Consider the following 23,469-nt stretch of genomic DNA (forward strand, 5'->3'; position numbering starts at 1 on the left):
AGGATTGCGGTTATCCCAAGTGGGGGTAGAGGGGGAAACGGCGACAGAGCTGAGCCACCCGCTGGCGACACTCTTCCAATACAGCAGGCTCCTCAGGCTGAAACAGACAATCGGCGATGATCTCCCCAATTTCCTCAAATTCTACTGGCCCCAAGCCGCGGGTGGTCAAGGCTGGGGATCCCAGACGCAGGCCGCTAGCTACAAAGGGCGGCTGTGGGTCGAAGGGAATGGTGTTCTTATTGGCGGTGATGTGGATCTCCCCCATCAGCCGATCCGCCCGTTTGCCCGTCATTACCGGATCCGCCGCCCCAGTTTTTTCCAGCACCGCCGAAACCGAGCGCAGATCCAGCAACATCAGGTGATTGTCGGTGCCCCCGGAAACCAGCCGAATGCCCCGCCGTTGCAGGGATCCCGCCAGGGCTTGGGCATTGGCGATAACTTGGGCCGAGTACTGGGCAAAGCTGGGCTGCAGGGCTTCTCCAAAGGCCACCGCCTTGCCAGCAATAACATGCTCCAGCGGCCCCCCCTGGCTGCCGGGGAACACTGCCTTATCCAGCTTTTTGCCCAATTCTGGGTCGCGGGTGAGAATGAGTCCCCCGCGCGGCCCTCGCAGCGTCTTGTGGGTAGTGGTGGTCACCACATCGCAGAGGGGCACGGGGTTGGGGTGATGTCCAGTGGCCACCAAGCCGGCAATGTGGGCAATGTCGGCCAGAAGATAGGCCCCCACCTCGTCGGCAATGGCGCGGAAAGCGGCAAAGTCAATTGTCCGCGGATAGGCAGAGTAGCCGCAGATGATCAGCTTGGGCCGGTGCTGCAGGGCCAGATCCCGCACTTGGTCAAAATCAATCCGCTCCGTCTGCGGATGCACCCCGTAGTGCACCACGCGGAACCACTTGCCGGAGACGTTTACCGGGGAGCCGTGGGTAAGGTGGCCGCCGTGGGCCAGATCCATGCCCATAATTGTGTCTCCTGGCTGCAGCAGGGCCAGGAAAACAGCGAAATTGGCCTGCGCCCCCGAGTGGGGCTGCACATTGGCGTGGGCTGCCCCGAACAATTGCTTAGCCCGGTCAATGGCCAGCTGTTCAATCTCGTCAATAAACTCACAGCCGCCGTAGTAGCGTTTGCCCGGCAGCCCTTCTGCATACTTGTTGGTGAGCACCGAGCCCTGGGCGGCCAAGACAGCAGGAGAAGTGAAGTTCTCGCTGGCGATCATCTCCAGGTGATCCCGCTGCCGGTTGAGCTCTTGCTGGATCAGGCGGTAAACAACGGGATCCGTTTCCGCCAGGATGGCCAGGTTATCCCGTAGGGTGGTCAGACTTTGTGGAGCAGCTACCATGATGACGCCAAGACCGAACTTCGCAGGAGGAATGGGCAAGAACTGCTTCGCCGTCGCGACGGCGTTGCGGAGCAACATCGTAGCATGACCCGCAAACCAGCAGCGCAGGCCCCGGCCTTTCTGCCTGGGGTAAAGCCCCAAAACTGAGAAAGAATCCCTTGCTTTAGGGGTGGGGAGAATGTCAGTCGCGACAGCGTTGCGGAGCAACATCGATCCAAGCAGAGGATCTGGGAGCCACGGTCAAGCGGGATGGGCAAGGGCTGCTTTGTAAAGAATGTTGAGCTTTTCTTCTCGGTGTCAAGGCTACCCCTCAAGCTACGGTAGAGTGAGGGGGCTGACTTTTGTGCAATTCCACTGTTAGGGAGTTGGTTATGACGGACGCACAAGTTTTCACCATCCTGGCGATTGCCTTGGTGCCGGCAGTGATGGCTCTGCTTTTGGGATCCGCCCTGGCCCGCAGCTAAAGCTCCTGCATCTCCCAAAAAGTGCCTCTGGATCCCTTCGGCCTGCCCCGTCACGACAGTGTTGCGGAGTAATAAGGCAGGCTTTTTTCTTTATCAAGGAATGGAAAGTGTGGCTTGCGCTGCTGCACTCCTTCGGTTGTCCTGCCGTTGTTGGCTAAAGTTGGATTGATAAGGAGCACTCCCGGCAGCCAAGCAACTTGAGCCAGGTGGATCTACAGCGGCTTCAGCGCGCCCTTTCCCTAGAAGCAGAGGTGGGGTTTACCGACCTGCGGGGGCGAGAGCAGACCTTCTCCCAATTTTTGGGGAGCGTGTTCGGACAGGATCCCCCCTCCGACTGGGTGCTGAATGGAGATGACCGGCGGCGGTGGCGAGAACTGGGATCCCGCTATACCCTGTATTCCGAGCTGGAGCTGCCCGAACGCCAGCACCTGGTGGCCGAAACTCGCCGCTGGCTGGAGCGAGTCCGACGTCAGCAAGAGCAGCCCCAACCGTTCGCACCAACGGGGCGGAGCCCTCGTTCCCACCCACCTAGCCCGCTGGCGGCCTCGTCGCAACAGCGGTGGGGTTCCCAGAGCCCCATTTCCCCGCCTCTCCCCGCCAGCCTTAGCCTGGAGCAGCCGCTGCAATTTCTCAAAGGCATTGGCCCCAAGTCGGCGGAAAAGCTGGCACAACTGGGCCTGCACACCGTGCGGGATGCCCTGTACTACTTTCCCCGGGATCACCTGGACTACTCCCAGCAGGTGCTCATCCGCCAGGCCAAGGTGGGAGAAACCGTGACTCTGGTGGGGACGGTTAAAAGCTGCACCTGCTTCACCAGCCCCAAAAACCCCACCCTGACCATCTTTAACTTGAAAATCGCCGACAAGAGCGGCACCCTCACCCTCAGCCGCTTCTACAGCGGGCGGCAGTTTGCCCAGCGCAGTTGGCAAGCTTCTCTGGAGCGGCAATACCCCAAGGGAGCGGTGGTGGCTGCCAGTGGCTTGGTGAAAAAGGGTAGGCTGGGCCTGACGTTGGACAACCCCCAAATTGAAGTACTGGCCAGCGAGGGCAGCCTGCAGGACAGTTCTGGGGTTGGCAAGATCCTGCCCGTCTACCCTCTCTCAGAAGGGATCCCCGCCGATCTGGTGCGCAAGGCGGTGCAACTGGCCCTGCCGGCGGCGGCGTTGGTGGAGGATCCCTTGCCCCCCGACTTAAAACAGCAGTTTCACCTGTTGGATCTGCCCACGGCGCTGCAGCAGATTCATTTTCCCGAGACGGCAGAATGTCTGGCCCAAGCGCGGCGAAGGTTGGTGTTTGACGAGTTCTTCTACCTGCAATTGGGCCTCTTGCAGCGGCGGCAGCGCTACCGCACCCAAGCCCAGGCCGTGCCCCGTTACCAGCCGGCTAGAGGGGAGCTATTGGATCGCTTCTATCAAATCCTGCCCTTTCAGCTCACGGCTGCCCAGCAGCGGGCCATCGACGAGATCCTAGCGGATCTGCGGGATCCCTTGCCCATGAACCGCCTCTTGCAGGGAGATGTGGGATCCGGCAAAACCGTGGTGGCGGTGGCGGCTTTGCTGGCAGCCATTCAATCCGGCTGGCAAACGGCCCTCATGGCTCCCACCGAGGTCTTGGCCGAGCAACACTACCGCAAGTTGGTGGAATGGCTCAGCCAGCTACAGGTGCCCGTCGAACTGTTGACCGGCTCCACCCCTCCCGCCAAACGCCGGGAGATCCTGCGGCAGTTGCAGACTGGGGAATTGCCCTTGGTGGTGGGCACCCATGCTCTCATCCAGCCGGCAGTGCAGTTTCGCAACCTGGGCTTGGTGGTCATCGACGAGCAGCACCGCTTTGGCGTGGAGCAGCGGGCCGCCCTGCAACAGAAAGGGGATCACCCCGATGTGCTCACCATGACCGCCACCCCCATCCCCCGCACCCTCACCCTGGCCCTGCATGGGGATCTGGATGTTACCCAAATTGACGAGCTGCCGCCGGGGCGCAAGCCCGTGCACACCCTGGTAGCCCGGCCAGGGGATCGCCTGCAGGTGATGCGGCTTATCGAGCGGGAAATTGCCCAAGGGCGGCAGGCTTACGTGGTGCTGCCTCTCATTGAGGAGTCGGAGAAGCTGGATCTCAAATCCGCCATCGAGGAACACCAGCGTCTGCAGGAAAAGGTCTTCCCCCAATTTCGGGTGGGCCTGCTGCACGGGCGCTTGACCAGTAGCGAGAAGGAAGCTGTCATTGCGGCCTTTCGCCGGCGGGAGCTGGATATTCTGGTCTCTACCACGGTGGTGGAGGTGGGGGTAGATGTGCCCAATGCCTCGGTGATGCTGGTGGAGCATGCGGAGCGCTTTGGGCTCTCCCAACTGCACCAACTGCGGGGGCGGGTAGGACGGGGATCTGACCAAGCCTACTGCATCCTGATGACAGGATCCAAAAGCGAGGAGGCCCTGCGGCGGCTGAAGGTGCTGGAGCAGTCCCACGACGGGTTTTTCATTGCCGAGATGGATCTGCGCTTCCGCGGCCCAGGGGAGGTGATGGGCACCCGCCAGTCGGGGCTGCCGGATTTTGCCCTGGCCAGTCTCATGGAGGATCAAGAGGTGCTGCAGCTGGCCCGCCAGGCGGCAGAGCAGCTTATTGTCCAAGACCCCGACCTGAAGCGCTGGCCCCCCTTAAGCCGCATACTGGAAGAGCGTCAGGCCCGTCTCTTGGGCCCTGGGTTGTTGACCTAAGCTAGGGGCAATTGGAGCATGACTCTAGTCAATAATAAGCTCAACTATACTGAAAATAATGTATAATATGTTCAGTACGGATTACTACCAGTTGATCTTTCTGTTTACTTTCGAGTCTGCCAACATGGTAGCCAAAGCAAAGCAGAAAATTGGTAGTAAGACGACACGGAAACTGCGCTTTGGGTATTCTACTCAAAGCTTTGCGGGGTACCGCCATTCTGTTTGGAAACAAACAGAATGCTATCGCTGCATAGTTGAACAGTGATGTTCAGCAGTGTTCAGCGTAAATGTATCAGCACTATGCCCTATACTCTCGAAGACTTAAAAGCCCACGGCCTTTCCCCGGCGGAATATCAACAGATCCAGCAGCAGCTGGGCCGGGATCCCAACCCCAACGAGCTGGCCATGTTTGGGGTGATGTGGTCAGAGCACTGCTGCTACAAAAACTCCCGCCCTCTGCTGAAAAACTTTCCCACCACCGGAGAGCGGGTAGTGGTGGGGCCGGGGGAAAATGCCGGCGTAGTGGATCTGGGGGAGGGGGATTGGCTGGCGTTTAAGATCGAGTCCCACAACCATCCTTCGGCAGTGGAGCCCTTCCAGGGGGCAGCTACCGGCGTGGGAGGGATCCTGCGGGATATCTTTACCCTGGGCGCCCGTCCCATTGCCCTGCTTAACTCGCTGCGCTTTGGGCCGCTGACCGATCCCCGCAACCGCCGCCTCATGGCCAGGGTGGTGGAAGGGATCGCCCACTACGGCAACTGTGTCGGGGTACCCACAGTGGGGGGAGAAGTGGCGGTGGATCCCTGCTACAGCGGCAATCCCTTGGTCAACGTCATGGCTCTGGGGCTGCTGGAGACGCCGGCAGTGGTGAAATCGGCAGCGCGGGGGGTGGGGAACCCGGTCTTGTACGTGGGCGCCACCACCGGGCGGGATGGCATCCGCGGCGCCAGCTTTGCCAGCGCCGAGCTCAAGGAGGATGCGCAGCAGGATCGGCCGGCAGTGCAGGTGGGGGATCCCTTCCTGGGCAAGTGCCTCATCGAGGCCTGTCTGGAGGCCTTTGCCACAGGAGCTGTGGTGGCTGCCCAGGATATGGGGGCAGCCGGGATCACCTGCTCCACCGCGGAGATGGCCGCCAAGGGAGGGGTGGGGATCCGCTTTGACCTCGACCGAGTGCCGGCGCGGGAAAGCGGCATGGCTGCCTGGGAATACCTGCTCTCGGAATCCCAGGAGCGGATGCTGCTGGTGGTGCAAAAAGGCCGCGAGGCGGAGGTGATGGAGATCTTCCACCGCTGGGGTTTGCAAGCTAGTGTGGCCGGGGAAGTCATTGCCGAGCCGCTGGTGGAGATCTGGCACCAGGGATCCTGCGTGGTGCAGGTGCCGGCGCGGGCTTTGGCCGAAGACACCCCCGTCTATGTCCGTCCGGTGTTGCCAGAGCCGCCAGCCTACGTGCAGGCAGCGTGGCAATGGGATCCCGCCACTCTACCCCCTTGTGATTGCCAGGGGATCCACCTCACTCAGGCAACGCTGGCATGGAAAGAGGTGCTGCTGCAGCTTTTGGCCAGCCCCACCCTGGCCAGCAAAGCCTGGATCTATCGCCAATACGACCACCAGGTGCAAAACAACACCGTCCTTTGGCCGGGCCAGGGAGATGCGGCGGTTATCCGCATCCGTTCCCAAAAGTTTGGCGTGGGCGAGGTGCCGCCCCTGCGAGCTTCCCGCAAGGCCATCGCTGCCACCCTGGATGGCAATGGCCGCTGGGTGTATTTGGATCCCTACGAGGGGGCCAAGGCAGCCGTGGCGGAAGCTGCCCGCAACCTCACCTGTGTGGGGGCCGATCCCCTAGCTGTTACCGATAACCTTAACTTTGGCAATCCCGAAAACCCGGTGGTGTACTGGCAGCTGGCCCTGGCCTGTCGGGGGATTGGAGATGCCTGCCGTGCCCTCGGTACGCCGGTAACGGGGGGAAACGTTTCTCTCTACAACGAGACCCTCACCCCCCAGGGATCGCAGGCTATCTACCCTACCCCTGTCATTGGCATGGTGGGTCTCATTCCCGACTTGAAATGCATCTGTGGCCAGGGGTGGCAGCAAGCAGGGGATCTCATTTACCTCCTGGGATCCCAGGCCCTCACCAGCTTGGGGGGCAGCGAGTATTTGGCGGTCATCCACCAGCAAGTTACGGGCCGGCCCGCGCCAGTGGATCTGGAATTGGAAAAGCGGGTGCAAGCTGCCTGTCGCCATGGAATCCGCCAGGGCTGGGTGCGCTCTGCCCACGACTGCAGCGAGGGGGGATTGGCTGTGGCTTTGGCAGAAGCCTGCTTGAGCGGAGGCCGCGGCGCAACCCTCTCCCTGGCTCCTGGATCCTTGCGCTGGGATCAGGCCCTGTTTGGCGAGGGATCCAGCCGCATCCTGGTTTCTGTGGATCCGGCCCAGCGCTTTGCTTGGGAAGCCTACTTAGAAGCGCAGCTTGCCGGCCAGTGGCAGCTTTTGGGAGAGGTGGGATCCCCTGCGGATCCCCTGCTCTTAAGGACGGCAGAAGAGGATCCCTTACTGGTGGTGTCTTTGGCGGCAATGCAGGCCGCCTATCACGGCGCCTTTGCAGACCATCCAGACCCCAGTTATTTCCAATCCAAATGAAACTGCTTCGTTGGATTATCCCTAGCCCTCCTCTCGTTCTGGGAAAGGGATCGGCGGCGAGGGAATAGCTCAAACCAAGGCATAACCCACGACCACCCCTTAAAGCCAGGGGTTGAAGAGGACGGGGAAAATGTCCTAACACAAATTTGCCTGGATCACCTCTCGATATTGGGATTTGGGCTTAACGCCGACCAACTGGGCCACCAGGGCCTTGTCTTTGAAAAACTGCACCGTTGGGGTGCCCGTCACCCCCCCTGCTTCTGCAATCTCCGGATCTTTCTCGATGTCGATCTCCACCACGTGCAGCTTGTCCGAGAACTCATCGATGATCTTGTTCAAGATCGGCTTGAGGGCATGACAAGGGGCACAGGTGGGGGCGGTGTACTTGACCATGAGCAGGCGATCGCTTTCGTGGTAGAGTCGCCGCAGGGCATAGCTCCCCTCATGGCAAGTCTTGCTGAAGTCTAAGTCATCCTGTCCATTCTCCTCAAAGCTGGCCTCCTCAACAGCAGGATCCCCAGCAGACTCTGCCGCAGAAGTCGCAGCAGGGCTGGGTTCAGGATGGCTTTGGGGAAGGACGTGATACTCCTGGGCCAAGCCGTGTTCCGAGAGCCAGCGCTCTGCCAACATGGCCGCCATACAGCCAGTGCCGGCAGCGGTAATCGCCTGACGAAACTCGTGATCCTGCACGTCGCCGGCGGCAAACACCCCCTCCACACTGGTGGCCACGGATCCCGGGCGGGTGACGATGTAGCCGACTTCATCCAGTTCCAGTTGTCCTTTGAACAAGTCGGTGTTGGGCTTGTGGCCAATGGCATAAAATAGGCCACCCACTGACATCTCGCGTATTTCGCCGGTTTGGTTGTTCCGCACTTTCACCCCGGTCAGGCGCAGGCCGTCGCCCATCACTTCCACCGCCTCGGTGTTCCAGTGCACAGTGATCTTGGGGTTGTTGAGAACACGATCCTGCATGGCCTTGCTGGCCCGCATTTTGTCGCTGCGCACCAGCATGTGCACGTGGGATCCAAACTTGGTCAGGTAGGTGGCCTCCTCACAGGCAGTATCGCCGCCGCCGATCACCACCAATTCCACCCCTCTGAACATGGGCATAGCCCCATCGCAGACAGCACAAGCTGACATGCCCCGGTTCCAGTAGGTCTCCTCCCCCGGCAGGTGTAGGCGCTTGGCTGTGGCCCCGGTGGCGATGATCAGGCTGTGGGTGCGCAATTCCCGCTCGTCAGAACGGACGACAAAGGGCCGCTGGCTTAAATCCACAAAGGTGACATCTTCGGTGTAAAGTTCTGCCCCCCACCGCTGCGCTTGAGCCCGCATGTTCTTCATCAGTTGGGGGCCGGTGATGCCCTCGGGAAAGCCCGGAAAGTTTTCCACCTCGGTGGTGGTCATCAGTTGCCCGCCCGGGATCCCGCCCGCCTGGAACCCCTCAAACACAACCGGCTTCAGGTTGGCACGCCCAGCGTAAATGGCTGCTGTAAACCCAGCAGGGCCGGAGCCGATAATCACCACATTCTCAACCCGACTTTGCTCTGTCATCCGATGTCTCTCCTTCTGCAACAGGACTAAAAGTCAAACTCATAACGACTACGCTTTAGCTTAACACCCTTTGGCAAACCGGGCGAGCTGGGGGCCTGCTGATCCTAATTTTCGCTCGCCTCAGGCAACCGGGGCAGGGTTTTGCCCGCCCCATCCGGTTATTTCTGCCCAGAGGTTGGCAGGGTGGCGGCCATTGCTCAAGTTCTGGATCCCCAACACCCCATCTGGATTGACCAAAACCAACAGGGAAAGGGGAGCGACTCCGATGAGCGAAAAAGCGGTGTCCGAGATAGCCAGCAAGTGGGTCAGAAGGCCAGGCTCAAAGCAATTTTGTATCAGAAACTACAAAATGCCCGTGTTGGCCTTTCTAGGATGAGTGAGCGTTTTTGGCCTGTCTGGGTCGAAGCGTGGGGATCACCTGCTGGGATCCCATTTGTTTCAGCCACAGTTCCCCCAGTCTTAACCGCAACCCAATCAGGAGAGAGTAATGGCATCCACGCCCCAAGAAGTGCTTCAGATGATCCAGGACAACAACGTCCAGATAGTGGATCTCAAGTTTGTGGATATCTTTGGCACCTGGCAGCATGTTTCCTTCCACACCTCGATGATCAAGGAAGAAACCTTCACCGAGGGGCTTCCCTTTGACGGATCCAGTATCCGGGGCTGGAAAGCGATCAACGAGTCGGACATGTACATGGTGCCGGATCCCAAGACGGCTTGGATCGATCCCTTTCTGGAGGTGCCCACCCTCAGCATAACTTGCAGCATTGTTGAGCCGCGCACCGGCCAGCCTTATAGCCGTTGTCCCCGCAGCCTTGCCGCCCGTGCCGTTGCCTATCTGCAATCGACGGGCATTGCCGATACTGCCTACTTCGGGCCGGAGGCAGAGTTTTTCATCTTTGAGGATGTTCGTTTCGACCAAACCCAAAACTCGGCCTACTACTTCGTGGATTCCATCGAAGGTCGCTGGAACTCGGGCCGCGAGGAGAAAGGTGGCAACCTGGGCTACAAGCCTCGCTACAAAGAGGGCTATTTCCCGGCCCCGCCCACCGATGCCCATCAAAACATCCGCACCGAGATGCTGCTGACCATGGGCAAGTTGGGGGTGCCCATCGAGAAGCATCACCACGAGGTGGCTACCGGCGGGCAAGGGGAGTTGGGCTATCGCTTTGCCGATCTGATCACGGCTGCCGACTACATGATGGTTTACAAATACGTGCTCCGGAACGTGGCCCGCAAGCACGGCAAAACCGTCACCTTCATGCCCAAGCCCCTATTTAACGACAACGGCACTGGCATGCACACCCACCAGTCCCTCTGGAAGGATGGCCAGCCCCTGTTCTACAGCGAAGGCACCTATGCCAACCTGAGCGAGACAGCTCTCTACTACATCGGTGGCCTGCTCAAGCATGCCCCGGCAATCCTGGCCTTCACCAACCCCACCACCAACTCCTACAAGCGCTTGGTGCCCGGCTTCGAGGCGCCGGTGAACCTGGCTTACTCCCAGGGCAACCGTTCCGCTGCCATTCGCATTCCGGTGACCGGCAACAATCCCAAAGCCAAGCGTCTGGAGTTCCGCTGCCCGGATGCCACCTGCAATCCCTACATCGCCTTCTCGGCCATGTTGATGGCAGGTCTGGACGGGATCAAGAATAAGATCCATCCCGGCGAGCCCTTGGACAAAGATATCTACGATCTGGAGCCGGAAGAGCTGGCCAAGATCCCTTCCACGCCTGGATCCCTGCTGGATGCCCTGGAAAGCTTGCAGAAGGATCATGCCTTCTTGCTGGAGGGAGGCGTCTTCACCGAAGATCTGATCCAGACCTATATCGAGTACAAGATCGACAACGAGATCAACCCCATCAATCTGCGGCCTCACCCCTACGAGTTCGCCCTTTACTTCGACGCCTAAGCGGTGTGGCCGATTCTGCAGCGGGATCCCTGATGGGATCCCGTTTTTTTCCGAGGAAATAGCACCCCTCAATTGTGGATCCCTTGGGCAACTTAGCTACTTTTGGTCAACAGCACCTCGTGCCAGCGTTGAAGCGTCCTGTGCCGTCCATCGACCTGAGGAAGCTCAACCCAGAAACCAAAAGGGGATCCCCAGCCGGGATCCCTTCTCGCTGAGCTCATGCCAGAGCATCAACAGTTACGGGCAGATCAGCTCATGCTGACACGGCTACGGTCGTAGTTGAGCCGAAAGGTGGGATGCACTTTTCCTTGGATGCGGTTCCAGAAGTTGCGCACGTTGACATGCAGGCCAATCTGCTCTGTACCGCGGAGCAGCATGGATTGCTGGCGAATCCGAATCAAGCGTTGATGGCTCATCATCAAGCGGCGAGACAGCTCATCCAAGACATGAGAACGGCCATTGGCAGCCACCGGGGCAGATGCCTCTGCCGTCTGAACGGGTTGAGCCGGCCCTTCGGCCGCCTTGAGATGATGAGCAACACCTCGATAGAGCAGGTCAAGGTTGGTGGGCAAAACCACCGGCTTGCTCAGGTGGCGGAACCGCCAGTCCAGCCCCCGGTAACGACCCCCCACTTTGCCGGGAGAAACCGCTGCAGTTGCAGAAGAGGGGGTGTAATCGACGCCACGGTAAAAGAGTGCCATGATCTTCGCCTCCAATGAGTTGAGTTTTCATCCGTTCGCCTTCTCCTGAGAGACAAGAGAAGCCACACGGTTACCAGAAGAGTTGAGGCGCGTTCCTTCGGGATATCTCCCTACTTCCGTCCTCTGGCCGTGATGTCGCTCTACCTACATTAACGAGCCGCCCAGCACGCGAGAGGATGAACGATTTCTATCTACATTCTGTATTATAAGCTACGGTTTTGAGGTATTGCCAGCAAGTTTTAACAAAAATTTCCACTGAGTTTCCGTCCAGCTTCCTCTGAATCCAGGCTGGATCTGAATCCGGGCTGGGCCAGCCGGGATCCCTGGGGGAAGTAAGGTGCAGGGCTTGGGGCCAGGTTCTCCACTCTGTCCGAGATGCCAGAGGAAGCATTATCGTGGAAGAATCCTCAGGATTGGCTACAAAAGTTCACATTCCTTGGTGGGTGCCCTGTGCAGGAAGACTTTCGTCTGATTTTGGACATTGTGACGGTATTGGCGGCAGCGGCAGCAGGTGGATTCTTGGCTTCGCTGCTGAGGCAGCCGGTGTTGCTCGGCTACTTACTGGCCGGGATCTTGGTGGGGCCAACCGGGTTGGGGTGGATCAAAGAGTTGGTTCAGGTGGAAACCTTGGCCCAGTTTGGGGTGACCTTTTTGCTGTTCACCTTGGGGGTGGAGTTTTCCCTGAAAGAATTGCGCAAAGTGCGGGGGATCGCCGTTGGCGGAGGCATTTTGCAAATTGGCCTGACGATTTTCATCACGGCGGTGCTGGCAGTGGTCAGCGGCTGGTTGACGCCGGTGCAAGGGATCTTTTTAGGGGCCGTACTCTCCTTGTCTTCCACGGCGGTGGTGCTCAAAAGCCTCACCGAGACCAACCAGATGGACACTCCCCAAGCCCAAGCCATGTTGGGGATCCTGATTGTGCAAGATTTGGCGGTGGGGCTGATGTTGGCGGTGTTGCCGGCTTTGGATTGTCCCTTGCCGGAGCTGGCGGGATCCCTGGCCAGGGCCTTGGCAGAAATCGGCTTGGTGGGGCTGGGGGCGGTGGTAGGCGGGATTTGGCTGGTTCCCGGTTTCCTGCGTCTGCTGGCTCAGCAGGAGAGCAAAGAGGTGTTTCTGCTGGGGGTGATCAGCCTCTGCGTGGGGATTGCCCTGTTGACGGAGCGGCTGGGCATTTCCAGCGAGATTGGGGCCTTCATTGCCGGGCTGATGATCTCGGAGGTGGAGTACGCCGACCAAACCCTGGACTATGTAGAGCCTTTGCGAGATGTGTTTGCTGCTCTCTTTTTTGCGGCCATCGGCATGCTCATCGATCCCAGCTTTATCCTCGGCCATCTGTTGCTGATCCTGGGGCTGGTGGGTCTGGTGATGGTGGGCAAGTTTTGCATCGTGGCTCCCTTGGCGCGGCTGTTTGGTTACACTCTGCCGGCAGCGGTGGTGGTGGGGCTGGGCTTATCGCAAATCGGCGAATTTTCCTTTGTGCTGGCCAGCGAGGGGCAGGCGTTGGGGTTGGTGTCGCGACAGATCTATTTGTTGATTGTCAGCACCACAGCCGTTACCCTTCTGCTCACTCCCTTTCTGCTGAGGGGCGCTCCTCGACTGTTTTCCGGGCTACACGGGATCCCCTTCTTGGCCCGCTGGTTGGAATCGGGCGAGCGGCCCCGCGCTTTGGCCCCCGATGCTCCTCAACAGGGGCACGTGGTGGTGTGCGGCTATGGGCAGGTGGGGCAAGACATTGTGCGCATTCTCGAAGCCCGTCGTCACCCCCTCTTGGTCATTGATCAATCAGAACGGGTGATCCAACACCTGCGTTCCCGTGGGATCCCTTACTTGTATGGGAATGCCGCCAGCCCGTTGGTGCTGGAGAAAGCTTGCCTGCCCCAGGCCCGCGCCCTGGTTATTGCTCTGCCGGATCGCATGAGCATCCGCCTCTGCCTGAAACGAGCTCTGGAGTTGGCGCCGCAATTGGATGTGGTGGTGCGAGCTACCGACAAGGAAGACATCGAACAGCTCTATCAGTTGGGGGCCAGAGAAGTCGTCCACCCCGAATTTGAGGCCAGCCTGGGGCTGTGCAGCCATGTGTTGCTGGAGTTGGGAGAACCCCCAGACATCATTCAGCAGGAGATCCTGGCCATTCGCAGCAGCCACTACCGCGATCTGCGCCCTCTCCACCCCAGTTGTCTGATCCCCGCGCCTGTCAGTTGGCTGACACCGCCGGCCCCACCTCCCTCTCCCCCCCTCCCCGCCAATGCCAACGGCAGCCACGACAGCCACCCACCTGAGTCTGTGCTGGCCTGGTGGGAACGCTGGCAGCGGCCTGTTCAACCCGAATGGGCAGGGATCCCTGGCTCTGCCGAGTAGAGATTTGCACCTCAATCTTCGTAGTATCCTGCAAACTGGAGGTGTGGCCACTGCAAGTTGCAAGCCTCGGGACAGTTCCCCCGCTGCCTTTGCGGATGGAGACGCTGGGAGGTTTTCCAGAGGCAACGGAAAGGGTCCTCGGCGTTGCTCGGCACTCTGGGGGGAGGGGTGCCCCATCTGTTTCTGGCCTAGGTTGCCATGCCGACCGTTAACTATCTGCGCATCAGCTTGATCGATCGCTGCAATTTCCGCTGCCAGTACTGCATGCCTGACGAGGCGGAGTTGACGTGGCTGCAAGCCCCAGAGCGTTTAACGGATGAGGAAATCCTCACGTTGGTTCGAGAGGTGTTTTTGCCGTTGGGGATCGATTGCTTTCGCCTCACCGGCGGCGAACCCCTGCTCAGGCCGGGGCTGGAGCACCTCATCCGGGCTCTATGCAGCCTGCCTGGGGTGAGAGATGTGGCCCTTACCACCAACGGCTTCAACCTCAGCCAAAAAGCTCAACTCCTCTATGAAGCGGGGTTGCGCCGCATCAACATCAGCTTTGATTCCCTCAACCCCGAGACCTTTCGACTGATCACGGGGCGGGATCGCTGGCGGCAGGTCTGGGCCGGGATCCAAGTTGCCCACCAAGTGGGGTTTGATCCCCTCAAGTTGAATGTGGTGGTGATCCCTGGGCTCAACGAATCGGAAGTGGAAGATCTGGCTGCCCTTACCCTGGAGCGGCAATGGCATGTGCGCTTCATCGAGTTTATGCCCATCGGCAATGCTGCCCTCTTCCAGCAGGCCGGCTGGGTGGAGTCTGAGGTGCTGCGACAGCGAATTCGCGCTCGCTTTGGCCTGGAACCTGGGTTTGTGGCCGGCAATGGGCCGGCGGATGTGTTTCGAATCCCGGGGGCAAAAGGCACCTTGGGCTTTATCAGCCAGATGTCGGAGTGCTTTTGTGATCGATGCAACCGCATGCGGCTATCCAGCGACGGTTGGCTGCGCCCTTGCCTGCTCAACGAATCCGGCCAAATCAACCTGCGGGATCCGCTGCGAGCTGGGATCCCTGCCGAAAGGCTAAGACAGCAGGTGCGAGAACTGCTGGACATCAAGCCGGACATCAACTTCAAAGGACGGGATACCGGCAGCCAGGGATCCTACCGGCGCACCATGTCTCAGATTGGCGGCTAGCGGGGATAAGGGATCCGCAAAAGCTGGTTGACCGGTGGGTGGGCCACCTGCAACTGTTTCCCATCCGGCCACTGGATCTGGATTTCCTTGACCCCTGTTTCGGATCCCAGGCCAAAGTGGGCCACCGGCTCCATCTGACAGAGGTAGCCGCTGCCGGCGTCGATGGCCTGGATCTGGGTACGGGTGGAGGTGAGCAGCCTTACCAACGCGCCGCGGGCCGGGGCTCCCTGGCGGGTGAGGGGCAGAACTCTCAGCCAGTTGTTGGCATTGGCCTGAGGGCGATAGAAGCTGAGAGGCTGGGCGCCAGACTCCCCATGGGCAATCAACAATTCCAGACGACCATCCCCATCCACATCGGCCACTGCTGCTCCTGTCCCCAATCCCTGCGGCTCGGCAGCATCTCCAATGTCAATGGCTTGCCAACGGCCTGAGCGCCATGCAAACAGACGGTTGGGCTCGCCGATGTTGTTGAAAAACAGCTCTGGGTAGCCGTCGTTGTCGAAGTCGGCAGCAATGACCGTGCGAATGCGAGAGGGCCTGGCCAGCTCAGGGGGGGCTACATCCTTAAAAAAACCGCTGGGGGTCTGGATCCAGAGGCGATGGGGGCCTTCCCAGTTGCCATAGAGCAAATCCAGCCGTCCATCCCCATCCAGATCCACCGCTGCCACGCCGCGCCCATGCTCGTCGGGATCTGCTAGGCCCACCTCAGCGGCAATCTCTTCAAAGGTGCCATCTCCCCGGTTGCGAAACAGAAAGTTAGGTCCCTGCTCATTGACGGCAAAAATGTCCATCCGCTGCGAGACCAAGGGCACGGCCACCAACCCCCGCCCGCCCGTCACCCGATTGAGTCTCGCTTCTGGCGCCACATCGGCGATCATTTGGTTAGGGCCCAACTCGTAGAGGCGCATAGGGCCGCCGTAGTTGGCTACGAAAAATCCATAGCTCCCCTGGCCAAGACGATCCACACAAGCTACAGAGCGACCTGCCGTCAAGTTGAGGGCATCTTGGTTTTGCGGCAGGGAGAACAGGTCCACCCAGCGAGATCCCTGCCAGTCGAAGAGGCGATCCCCAAAGCGCTTGCGCCCGCCGAAGGTATCGGTGTTCAAGACATAAAGTTCTTCCTGCCCGTCCCCGTCAAAGTCGGCGGCAGCCACCCCAATTGCCATGCGCCCTGCATCGGCCAGGGTGTCGTCTGCTTGATCCACCAGGGTTTGCCCATCCCACTTCAAGACTCGATTGGAGCCGCGGAACCCGCACACAAACAGCTCAAAGGCCCCATCCCGATCCAAATCGCAAGCGGCAACCCCGTAGAAAAGGGCAGGTGGGTTAAAGCGGATCTGCGAGCTGCAATCTTGGAACATGGGGATCCCATCGGAGAACAATAGGAACTGGTGGAGCTTCCAGCTCTGATGGTATGCTGGATCTTCGCTGGAACTTCCCTTTCAACCATGCCACGCATCAAATCTGCCATCAAGCGCGTTCAGATCGCAGAGCGGAATCGGCTGCGCAATAAAGCCACCAAAGCCATGGTGCGCGCTCTGATGAAGAAAGTGATCTCCCTCTCGGCTGCCTACGCTGCCAACCCACAGCAAGAAACTCTGCAGGAAATCCAGGCGGCTATGAGTGCTGCTTTCAGCCGCATTGATAAAGCTGCCAAAACCGGCGTTCTGCACAAAAACACAGCCGCTCGTCGTAAGGCTCGGCTGGCCCGGATTGTGAAGCTGTCTGTGGCTTCCTCGGAAAAATCCCAGGCTGAGGCTTTGGTTGAGCATGGTTGAATTCTCCTGCTGCTTTGGAAGTGGTGCTTGTGCGGGATTTCAGCCGCACGCAAACGAGATTTTGCCTCGGTGCCGGCAGGGATCCCAAGTAGCAGCCAAAACCTAATCTTGAGTATCCAACCTGCGCACCAACCAGCGCCGCAGCGGATGCCACACCGGCAAGGACAGGATCCAGCGGGATTGCTGCTCCAGCATGAGACGCTCCACCGGATACAGGCCGAACAGCTCATAGCGGCTTTGGGCAATCAGGATCCCCATCGTGAAGCTGACACAGAGCAATAACCCCAAGGTGGGCCATCCTGGGCGGTGAAACAGGGCATATCGCAGGCCTGCCCAGGTGAAGTAATCCCACAAGCGGGCTATATCCGCTCGCAAAGCCCAGAGACTGGGGATCCCGACCACCAGCCACAACAGGCCCAGAAAGATGAAGCTACCGCCGTGGTAGAGGCGCAACAGGCGCTTGGCTGCCGGAGACAGGGATTGAGTGCCAGAGGCAGCTTTCTTTTCCGCAGCTGAGCCAGGATCAGGGAGCAAGGGCATGGGGATCCCAATTTTCGACACCTCAACACCCATTTTGGACTTATCTCCGACGCAATAGCTCGGTTGCATGGGATCCTCGAACTCAAACGAGTACTTTTCTGCTTTCGGCTCGCCCATTTTAAGGGATCGATGCACAGGGAGCCCAGTTGTGGCTCTCCCGCTGCACAGCGCCATCCAAAAAGGCACTGATCAAAGCATCTGCTCAAAGCATCTGCCGTCTGCAAGTCTTCCTTATCCGTACAGTCAAGTTTCCTGAGAGACGCCCAGACGTCCCGTTCCAAGAGCTTGGCAGACGATCTCTTTGACGTTCATATCCTGAGCGAAAACCAACATTCCCACGGTGAAGGGATCCCGCCCTGGCTCCCTAAGGCAAACCGCGCAATTTGCCCAAGCAACAATGCAGAACTCAAGGTCAGAGGCAGGTTGGTCGGGGTCAGAGAATGGGAACTGGGTCGGGGATATAATGGCTCTGCACCCTTTTCTTCGGCCTTGCTAGCTCAAAGGATAGAGCACCGACCTTCTAAGTCGATGGTTGCAGGTTCGAGTCCTGCGCAAGGCGCTGGCCTTGCCCTCTAAGCCTTGCTTGGGGTTTCCGACAAGCTGCCCTGATGGGGGCACCACATCTGAACCATCACCTGCCGAGAGTGGCTTTCCACCCGCAGGGATCCGCCCATCAGCTCCACTGCCTTTTGAACCAGCGATAGACCCAAGCCCGTTCCCCCGGCGTTGCGGCAATCCAACTGGGGGAGGCGATAGAACTTTTCAAAAAGGCGGGGCAACGCTTCTGCAGGAATTTCCGCCCCTGTATTGCGCACCGTGATCAGCCAGCCGGGACGGCCATTGGAGTTAGCCTGGCTCACACTCAAATAGATGCTTTCCCCAGTGGGGGTGTACTTACACGCATTGTTTAAAAGCTCGCTGACCACCCGCGACAAGAGGCTCTCATCCGTGCAGAGGAGCCAAAGGTCGGGATCCCATTCCACCTGGAACTGTTGGCCTTGCTGCGCAGCCCGCAGCCGGAAGGGCTCGGCAAGATTGGGGATCCATTCCTGGGGAGATAAACAGGTAAGTCTGAGGACTTTGTTTCCGGATTCGAGGGCTTGCAATTCCAACAGGTCGTTGATTAACTCCAGCTCGCGGTTGGTCTCCATCTCCAAAATCTGCAAGTAGCGCCTTTCCCGCTCAGTTAGGTTGGCTTTAGATAGAAACCCAATAGCCAGCTTCATGTTGGTGAGAGGTGTGCGCATTTCGTGGGAGACCATGTGCAGAAACTCATCTTTGAGTTGGTTGAGCTCCTGCAACTGTTGCACCTGACGCTGGATCGTTTGATAAAGACGTGCTTGGCGAATGGCGATGGCACATTGGCCGGCTACCCGTTGGATGAGCTGTTGTTCCCGCTCGGTAAATATCTGCCCCGGTGGACGGGATCCACAAATATTCCCCAAAACAAGCAGTTCCTCGTCTTGCCCTGCCAGATCCCTTTTTTCACAGATGGGGGAGACGATCAGGGTACAGCGGTCATGGTTAGGCCAGCAGGGGTGATGGAGATTGCTGAAGTGGCAAAGCTGTCCGCGCTGGAGCTGACGAAGCACATGGGTGAAATCCGCAAACGAAACCTCCAGGGGAAAGCGCCGGATCCCTTCTCCGGCCAAATAGTCCACCGCCAAAACGCTGACCTGCCGCTCTGGGTCATGAAGGGCAATGGTGCAATTGGATAGGTTCAAGCTCAGGGCCAGTTCTCGGGCTACCGTTTCCAAGATTTTTTGTTCATCCAAAGTGGAGCGAATTTCTTCGGTGATGAGCTGGAGTAGCGCTTCGTCGTTGTAAGCTTGTTCGAGCTCTGCATTGCGCACCCGCACTTGGTAATCCAATTCGGCATTGGTCTGCTGCAGCTTTTGATAAAGCTCTGCCTGCTGAATGGCCACTGCCAGGTGCTCCCCGATAGCCTTGGCCAACTCGATCTCATCGGTTTGCCAATCCGGATCTGAAGTCAGGCGCCGCAGCGATAGCCCGCCCCACATTTGTTCCTGACAAGCCACCGGGATCACCAGCCAAGGGCCCAGTTGGTATTCTCGCTTCTCATAAATGGCAAAGGGATCGGCAATCTGCTCCGGATCCTGGACATGAAAAATTTGCAGCCGTTTCAAATGATCGAAAACCATAAAATCCCTGCTATCCGGCAGTCCCAGGTTCAGATTGTTGGGCAAATTAGGAAATCGGCTATGGCTGGCAATGCCCAACCACACGGCCTCAGCGGGCAGGTACTGATAAAGGGTAACTCGTGCTGCCTGCAACACTGCCCCCACTTCCCGCACCGCCACATCAAATAGGGTGGGTAAGTCCAGAGAGGTGTTGATGGCCTGAATGAGCTGATTAAACAGTCTTTCTCGCTGCAATTGCCGCTGCAGTTTCAGCTCAGCTTGCTTGCGAGGGGTGATGTTTCTGATGATCACCAGCACTTGATCTTCCCCAAAAGGAACGATGCGAGCCTGCCGATATTGGGGCTGAGGGGATCCCTCTGGGCAGGGGTACTCGATCTCTTGAGCTTGCCGGGTTGCTAGGGCCAGCTCCAGATGCTCGCGAATGGCTTGGGCTATGGGTTCCGCCCCACCGGTGCAACCGGTATCAGGAAACAGCTCTTCAAGGGTTTTGCCCAGGTAGTAGGCAGGGGGATGGGGGACAGAAAAATGGCTGGGCGGCTTGAACTCCAGACAGCGGCCCTGGCGATCCAGACAAAGCAGCATGTCGGGCAGAGCTTCCAGGATCTGGCGATGGCGACGCTCCCGCTCAGCCAAGGTGGCCTCTAGTTGCTTGCGCTCGCTGATGTCCAGGGTCACGCCGACAATCTCGCCGGGATCCCCTTTTGGCCCCAAGAGCACAATCCCCTGGGAAAGCTGCCAGCGCATCTGGCCGTCGGCCTGGTAAACCCGATATTCCACCGAAAAGTTGGGATCCCCCTCTACTGCCTTGGGCCCAAGCGTCTGAAAAGCTTCTCTCACCCTTTGGCGATCTTCCGGGTGAACGTGCTGCAAAAACACTTCCAGGGTGAAATCTTGGTTTGGATCCAGCCCGTATTTGGCCTTGCATTGGGGAGAGGCACTCAACTTCCAGGTGCGCAAATCCAGTTGCCAATAGCCCAGTTGGGTGGCTTCTAGGGCCAAATAGAGATGCTCCGGATAAAAGCTGCCGTCTCCTGGCCGCACCGGCACCAGGCGGTATCGAGTTGAAGCCATCTCCCTCACCAGACGGTTAATTTGCCGCAAGCCCTGCCTCATTGTGGACGATTTTCAGGAGACGTGAGGGATCCTACTATTCGAATTGTCAGAAATTTCTAACCTTAAGCATGGCTCCAGGGTAACTCTTAGATATGTGTTCTCCGACACCAAACCTTCAACTTGAGCTGGACTTCAACTTCACGGGGAGAAGGCCTAGGGTCACACCCTGCTGATGCGACCGGGAGGCTTTGGGCCGGGCTTGTGGGAAAGGGGGGTGCCTCTGCTATAGTATCGTCAGTTGCATTTCGGATCCCAAGTGGTGGGATCCCCCTGGCAGGTAGGGTCAGGGCAGGCTTCGAGATGTCTTTGCGCTCTTGCGAGAGTTGACGTTGCGTTGAGCTTTCTCGGTGTGATCCTGCCCTTAGCCTGCGTGAAGCGTTTTCTCTTTTTTATGCTTTCCTGTGCAACGTTAAGCCTGACGTTTAATCACAGAAAACTTCTCCTGCTCTCGAGTTTGGGTTTATCTGTAGTAAGACCTGTATTCAGATTTTCCCGATGGGTTGACGGTTTCCTGTTCGCCCTGGCGCGGCTTCTCAAGGTGCCGTTGCCCTCTTCATTTGGTTAGCGGACGGGGAAACAGAAGATTGCTAGATCTGGACAATTAGCAGGGCCGAGGTTGTCTTCACTTCCTTGGGCTTTGGCTTAAGTTTTCCTTTCCCCGGGTATCTCTTGCAAAGTTGCCCGATGTTGGCGATGGCAACAGGATAGTCTGTTTAGCCTGCTGTTAGGTTTTCTGGATTCTCTGAGTTGGGTTGATGGGCTGGCCCGCGGCATGGCGAGCGAAGGGATCCCTTTGACCTTTCTCAGCAGACTTCTCCCTATTTTTTCCTAGCTCAACTCAATCATTTTCCAACCGAAGAATTCAAGGTTATTGCTGTGGTTTGTAAAGTTTCTCCCAGTTTGGATCGACATAGCCAGTCGAGTGAATCTGCTTTGCTTGGCCAGGCTTCATTGCCCCAAGGCCACCCCTTGGATCCCCTCAGTGCTGAGGAGATGCGGCAAGTGGTGCAGATCCTGCGCCGGCAACGGCCCCTCAGTTCTCAGTGGCGCTTTGTAACCATCCAGCTACACGAGCCGGATCGGCCTTGGATGGAAACTTGGCAGCCGGGGCAGCCGTGGGATCGGCAGGCTTTTGTGGTGCTGTTGGATCCGGCCAGTGGCAACACCTACGAAGCCGTGGTCTCTCTGTCAACACAGCAGGTGCGCTCTTGGCAGCTCATTGCGGGCGTGCAGCCCCCTCTGCTCGACGATGAGGTGTACGCCTGCGACCGCCTGCTCAAGGAGGATCCCCAATTTTTGGCGGCTCTGCAGCGGCGGGGGATTGCCGATGTGGATTTGGTGATGGTGGACTACTGGACGGTGGGCTACTTTGGGATCCCGGAAGAAGAAGGGCGGCGGCTGGTGCGAGGCTTTTGTTTCCTACGTACTTCCCCTTGCGACAACGGCTATGCCCGCCCCATCGAGGGGCTCTACCCCTGGATTGACCTCAACCGCATGCAAGTTGTCAAGGTGGAGGATCGGGGTCTGTGGCCCTTGCCGCCGGAGTCCGGTAACTTCGACGAGCTGTTTTTCAAAGATTTTCGCCAAGACTTGAAGCCGCTAGAAATCACTCAGCCCCAAGGGGTGAGCTTCCAGGTGGACGGCCACCACATCCGCTGGCAGAAGTGGGATCTGCGCATCAGCTTTAACCCGCGAGAGGGGCTCGTCCTCCACCAGGTGAGCTACGAGGATCAAGGCCGCCTTCGCCCCATTCTCTACCGCGCCTCGGTAGCCGAGATGGTGGTGCCCTACGGGGATCCGCGGGATCCCCACTGTCGCAAAAATGCCTTCGATGTGGGGGAATACGGCATTGGCATGCAGGCCAATTCCCTGCAGCTGGGCTGCGACTGCTTGGGAGAGATCTACTACTTCGATGCCTGGTTGCCCACCAACAGCGGCGAGCCCATGCTTTTGAAAAATGCCGTCTGTATGCACGAGGAGGACTTTGGGGTGCTCTGGAAGCACACCGACTGGCGCACGGAACGGGCGCAGGTGCGGCGCTCGCGGCGGCTGGTGCTTTCCTTTTTCACCACCATTGGCAACTACGACTACGGCTTTTTCTGGTATTTCTACCAAGACGGCACGCTGGAGTTTGAAGCCAAGCTCACCGGCATTATCAACACTTGCGCTACGTTGCCGGGGGAAGAGCCGGAGTTCGGCGTCTTGGTGGCACCCCAATTGTCCGGCCTCAACCACCAGCACTTTTTCACCGTTCGCCTGGATATGGCGGTGGATGGGCCGTGCAACTCCCTCTATGAAGTGCATGCAGAACCTCTGCCTCTGGGGCCGGATAACCCTCACGGCAACGCCTTTCGCGCCCGCTCCACCCTGCTCAAAACCGAGCAGGAGGCTAAGCAAACGGTGGATCCCTTGCGGGGCCGCTATTGGAAGATTGTCAACCCCAATCGCCACAACCGCCTGGGACAGCCGGTGGCCTACAAACTGATGCCGGGGGAAAACGTCCAGCTTTTGGCCCACCCCAACTCTTGGCTGCACCGACGGGCGGGCTATCTGGCCCACCACCTCTGGGCCACGCCCTACCATCCCGGCGAGAAGTTCCCAGCAGGGGACTACCCCAACCAACACCCCGGTGGCGAAGGGCTGGTGAAATGGACGCAAGCGAACCGATCCCTGGAAAACACCCGTCTGGTGCTCTGGTATAGCTTTGGCTGCAATCACTTCCCCCGCACCGAAGACTGGCCGGTGATGCCGGTTAGCTACATCGGCTTTATGCTCAAGCCCCTGGGCTTCTTTGAGTGCAACCCAGCTCTGGATGTGCCTCCTCCCCCGCCGAAGACCAAAGGCTGCTGCAGCTTTATTGACTACCCCCCTGCCTAGAGGGCGAGGATTCTTTCAAGTGCGAACAGCTTGGGCGCGACAGGAGTGAGAGGGGAGGCACTCTTCGCCCACGGGGCTTGAGACCTGGTTTCTGGGTCACCGTAGCAGGTGCCTTCCATTGCTCAGCCCCGGTCTTTGGTGCTGGGCAAAAGC

15 protein-coding genes, 1 tRNA gene and 1 riboswitch are annotated in these 23,469 nt (G+C 58.7%); of the genes, 9 read left to right on the plus strand and 7 right to left on the minus strand.

The window, feature by feature from the left end:
- Positions 1-10: 10 nt before the first annotated feature.
- Complete coding sequence (gene glyA, locus ACVWXW_RS09630; RefSeq protein ID WP_457403700.1) at positions 11-1,336, minus strand: serine hydroxymethyltransferase; 1,326 nt, start codon at positions 1,334-1,336, stop codon at positions 11-13.
- Between the two features lie 371 nt (positions 1,337-1,707).
- On the opposite strand from glyA, the gene psaM reads away from it, so the two are divergent.
- The 3 genes from psaM to purL all read left to right on the plus strand — a co-directional run bounded on the left by psaM (position 1,708) and on the right by purL (position 7,148).
- Positions 1,708-1,800, plus strand: coding sequence for a photosystem I reaction center subunit XII (gene psaM / locus ACVWXW_RS09635; protein WP_011434349.1), 93 nt, complete (start codon positions 1,708-1,710; stop codon positions 1,798-1,800).
- A 206-nt stretch (positions 1,801-2,006) separates the two neighbouring features.
- Positions 2,007-4,511: an ATP-dependent DNA helicase RecG gene (gene recG / locus ACVWXW_RS09640; RefSeq protein ID WP_457403702.1), complete on the plus strand. Its 2,505-nt coding sequence runs from the start codon at positions 2,007-2,009 to the stop codon at positions 4,509-4,511.
- 300 nt (positions 4,512-4,811) lie between these two features.
- A complete protein-coding gene (purL, locus tag ACVWXW_RS09645; RefSeq protein ID WP_457403680.1) occupies positions 4,812-7,148 on the plus strand; it encodes a phosphoribosylformylglycinamidine synthase subunit PurL in 2,337 nt (778 codons plus the stop codon).
- Positions 7,149-7,283: 135 nt separating this feature from the next.
- Here purL and trxB read toward each other — a convergent pair whose 3' ends face one another.
- On the minus strand, positions 7,284-8,699 hold the full coding sequence (trxB, locus tag ACVWXW_RS09650; RefSeq protein ID WP_457403681.1) for a thioredoxin-disulfide reductase: 1,416 nt from the start codon (positions 8,697-8,699) through the stop codon (positions 7,284-7,286).
- 120 nt (positions 8,700-8,819) lie between these two features.
- On the minus strand, positions 8,820-8,999 hold the full coding sequence (locus ACVWXW_RS09655; RefSeq protein WP_414356529.1) for a hypothetical protein: 180 nt from the start codon (positions 8,997-8,999) through the stop codon (positions 8,820-8,822).
- A 187-nt stretch (positions 9,000-9,186) separates the two neighbouring features.
- Here ACVWXW_RS09655 and glnA point away from each other — a divergent pair, with 187 nt between their 5' ends.
- Positions 9,187-10,611, plus strand: a complete 1,425-nt coding sequence (glnA, locus tag ACVWXW_RS09660) for a type I glutamate--ammonia ligase (RefSeq protein ID WP_457403682.1) — start codon at positions 9,187-9,189, stop codon at positions 10,609-10,611.
- Positions 10,612-10,859: 248 nt separating this feature from the next.
- On the opposite strand, the gene ACVWXW_RS09665 is transcribed toward glnA, so the two are convergent.
- A complete protein-coding gene (locus ACVWXW_RS09665) occupies positions 10,860-11,312 on the minus strand; it encodes a DUF4278 domain-containing protein (RefSeq protein WP_011434342.1) in 453 nt (150 codons plus the stop codon).
- Positions 11,313-11,398: 86 nt separating this feature from the next.
- Positions 11,399-11,497, minus strand: a riboswitch (Glutamine riboswitch).
- Positions 11,498-11,762: 265 nt separating this feature from the next.
- Here ACVWXW_RS09665 and ACVWXW_RS09670 point away from each other — a divergent pair.
- Both ACVWXW_RS09670 and moaA read left to right on the plus strand, forming a co-directional pair.
- Positions 11,763-13,670: a cation:proton antiporter gene (locus ACVWXW_RS09670; RefSeq protein WP_457403684.1), complete on the plus strand. Its 1,908-nt coding sequence runs from the start codon at positions 11,763-11,765 to the stop codon at positions 13,668-13,670.
- Positions 13,671-13,868: 198 nt separating this feature from the next.
- On the plus strand, positions 13,869-14,846 hold the full coding sequence (gene moaA, locus ACVWXW_RS09675) for a GTP 3',8-cyclase MoaA (protein ID WP_011434340.1): 978 nt from the start codon (positions 13,869-13,871) through the stop codon (positions 14,844-14,846).
- Here moaA and ACVWXW_RS09680 read toward each other — a convergent pair.
- Positions 14,843-16,207, minus strand: coding sequence for a CRTAC1 family protein (locus ACVWXW_RS09680; protein ID WP_457403685.1), 1,365 nt, complete (start codon positions 16,205-16,207; stop codon positions 14,843-14,845). The genes moaA and ACVWXW_RS09680 overlap by 4 nt on opposite strands.
- 87 nt (positions 16,208-16,294) lie before the next feature.
- Between ACVWXW_RS09680 and rpsT the strand changes: the two genes are divergently transcribed.
- Complete coding sequence (gene rpsT / locus ACVWXW_RS09685) at positions 16,295-16,624, plus strand: 30S ribosomal protein S20 (protein ID WP_414400762.1); 330 nt, start codon at positions 16,295-16,297, stop codon at positions 16,622-16,624.
- Between the two features lie 102 nt (positions 16,625-16,726).
- On the opposite strand, the gene ACVWXW_RS09690 is transcribed toward rpsT, so the two are convergent.
- Positions 16,727-17,164, minus strand: coding sequence for a hypothetical protein (locus ACVWXW_RS09690; protein ID WP_457403687.1), 438 nt, complete (start codon positions 17,162-17,164; stop codon positions 16,727-16,729).
- A 486-nt stretch (positions 17,165-17,650) separates the two neighbouring features.
- Here ACVWXW_RS09690 and ACVWXW_RS09695 point away from each other — a divergent pair.
- Positions 17,651-17,723 (plus strand) — tRNA-Arg (locus ACVWXW_RS09695).
- A 13-nt stretch (positions 17,724-17,736) separates the two neighbouring features.
- Here the strand turns inward: ACVWXW_RS09695 and ACVWXW_RS09700 are convergent.
- Positions 17,737-20,397, minus strand: coding sequence for a sensor histidine kinase (locus tag ACVWXW_RS09700; protein WP_457403688.1), 2,661 nt, complete (start codon positions 20,395-20,397; stop codon positions 17,737-17,739).
- A gap of 993 nt (positions 20,398-21,390) precedes the next feature.
- Between ACVWXW_RS09700 and ACVWXW_RS09705 the strand changes: the two genes are divergently transcribed.
- Positions 21,391-23,316, plus strand: coding sequence for a primary-amine oxidase (locus tag ACVWXW_RS09705; RefSeq protein ID WP_457403689.1), 1,926 nt, complete (start codon positions 21,391-21,393; stop codon positions 23,314-23,316).
- The last annotated feature ends 153 nt before the right edge of the window (positions 23,317-23,469 follow it).

Source organism: Thermostichus sp. MS-CIW-30, assembly GCF_054058015.1.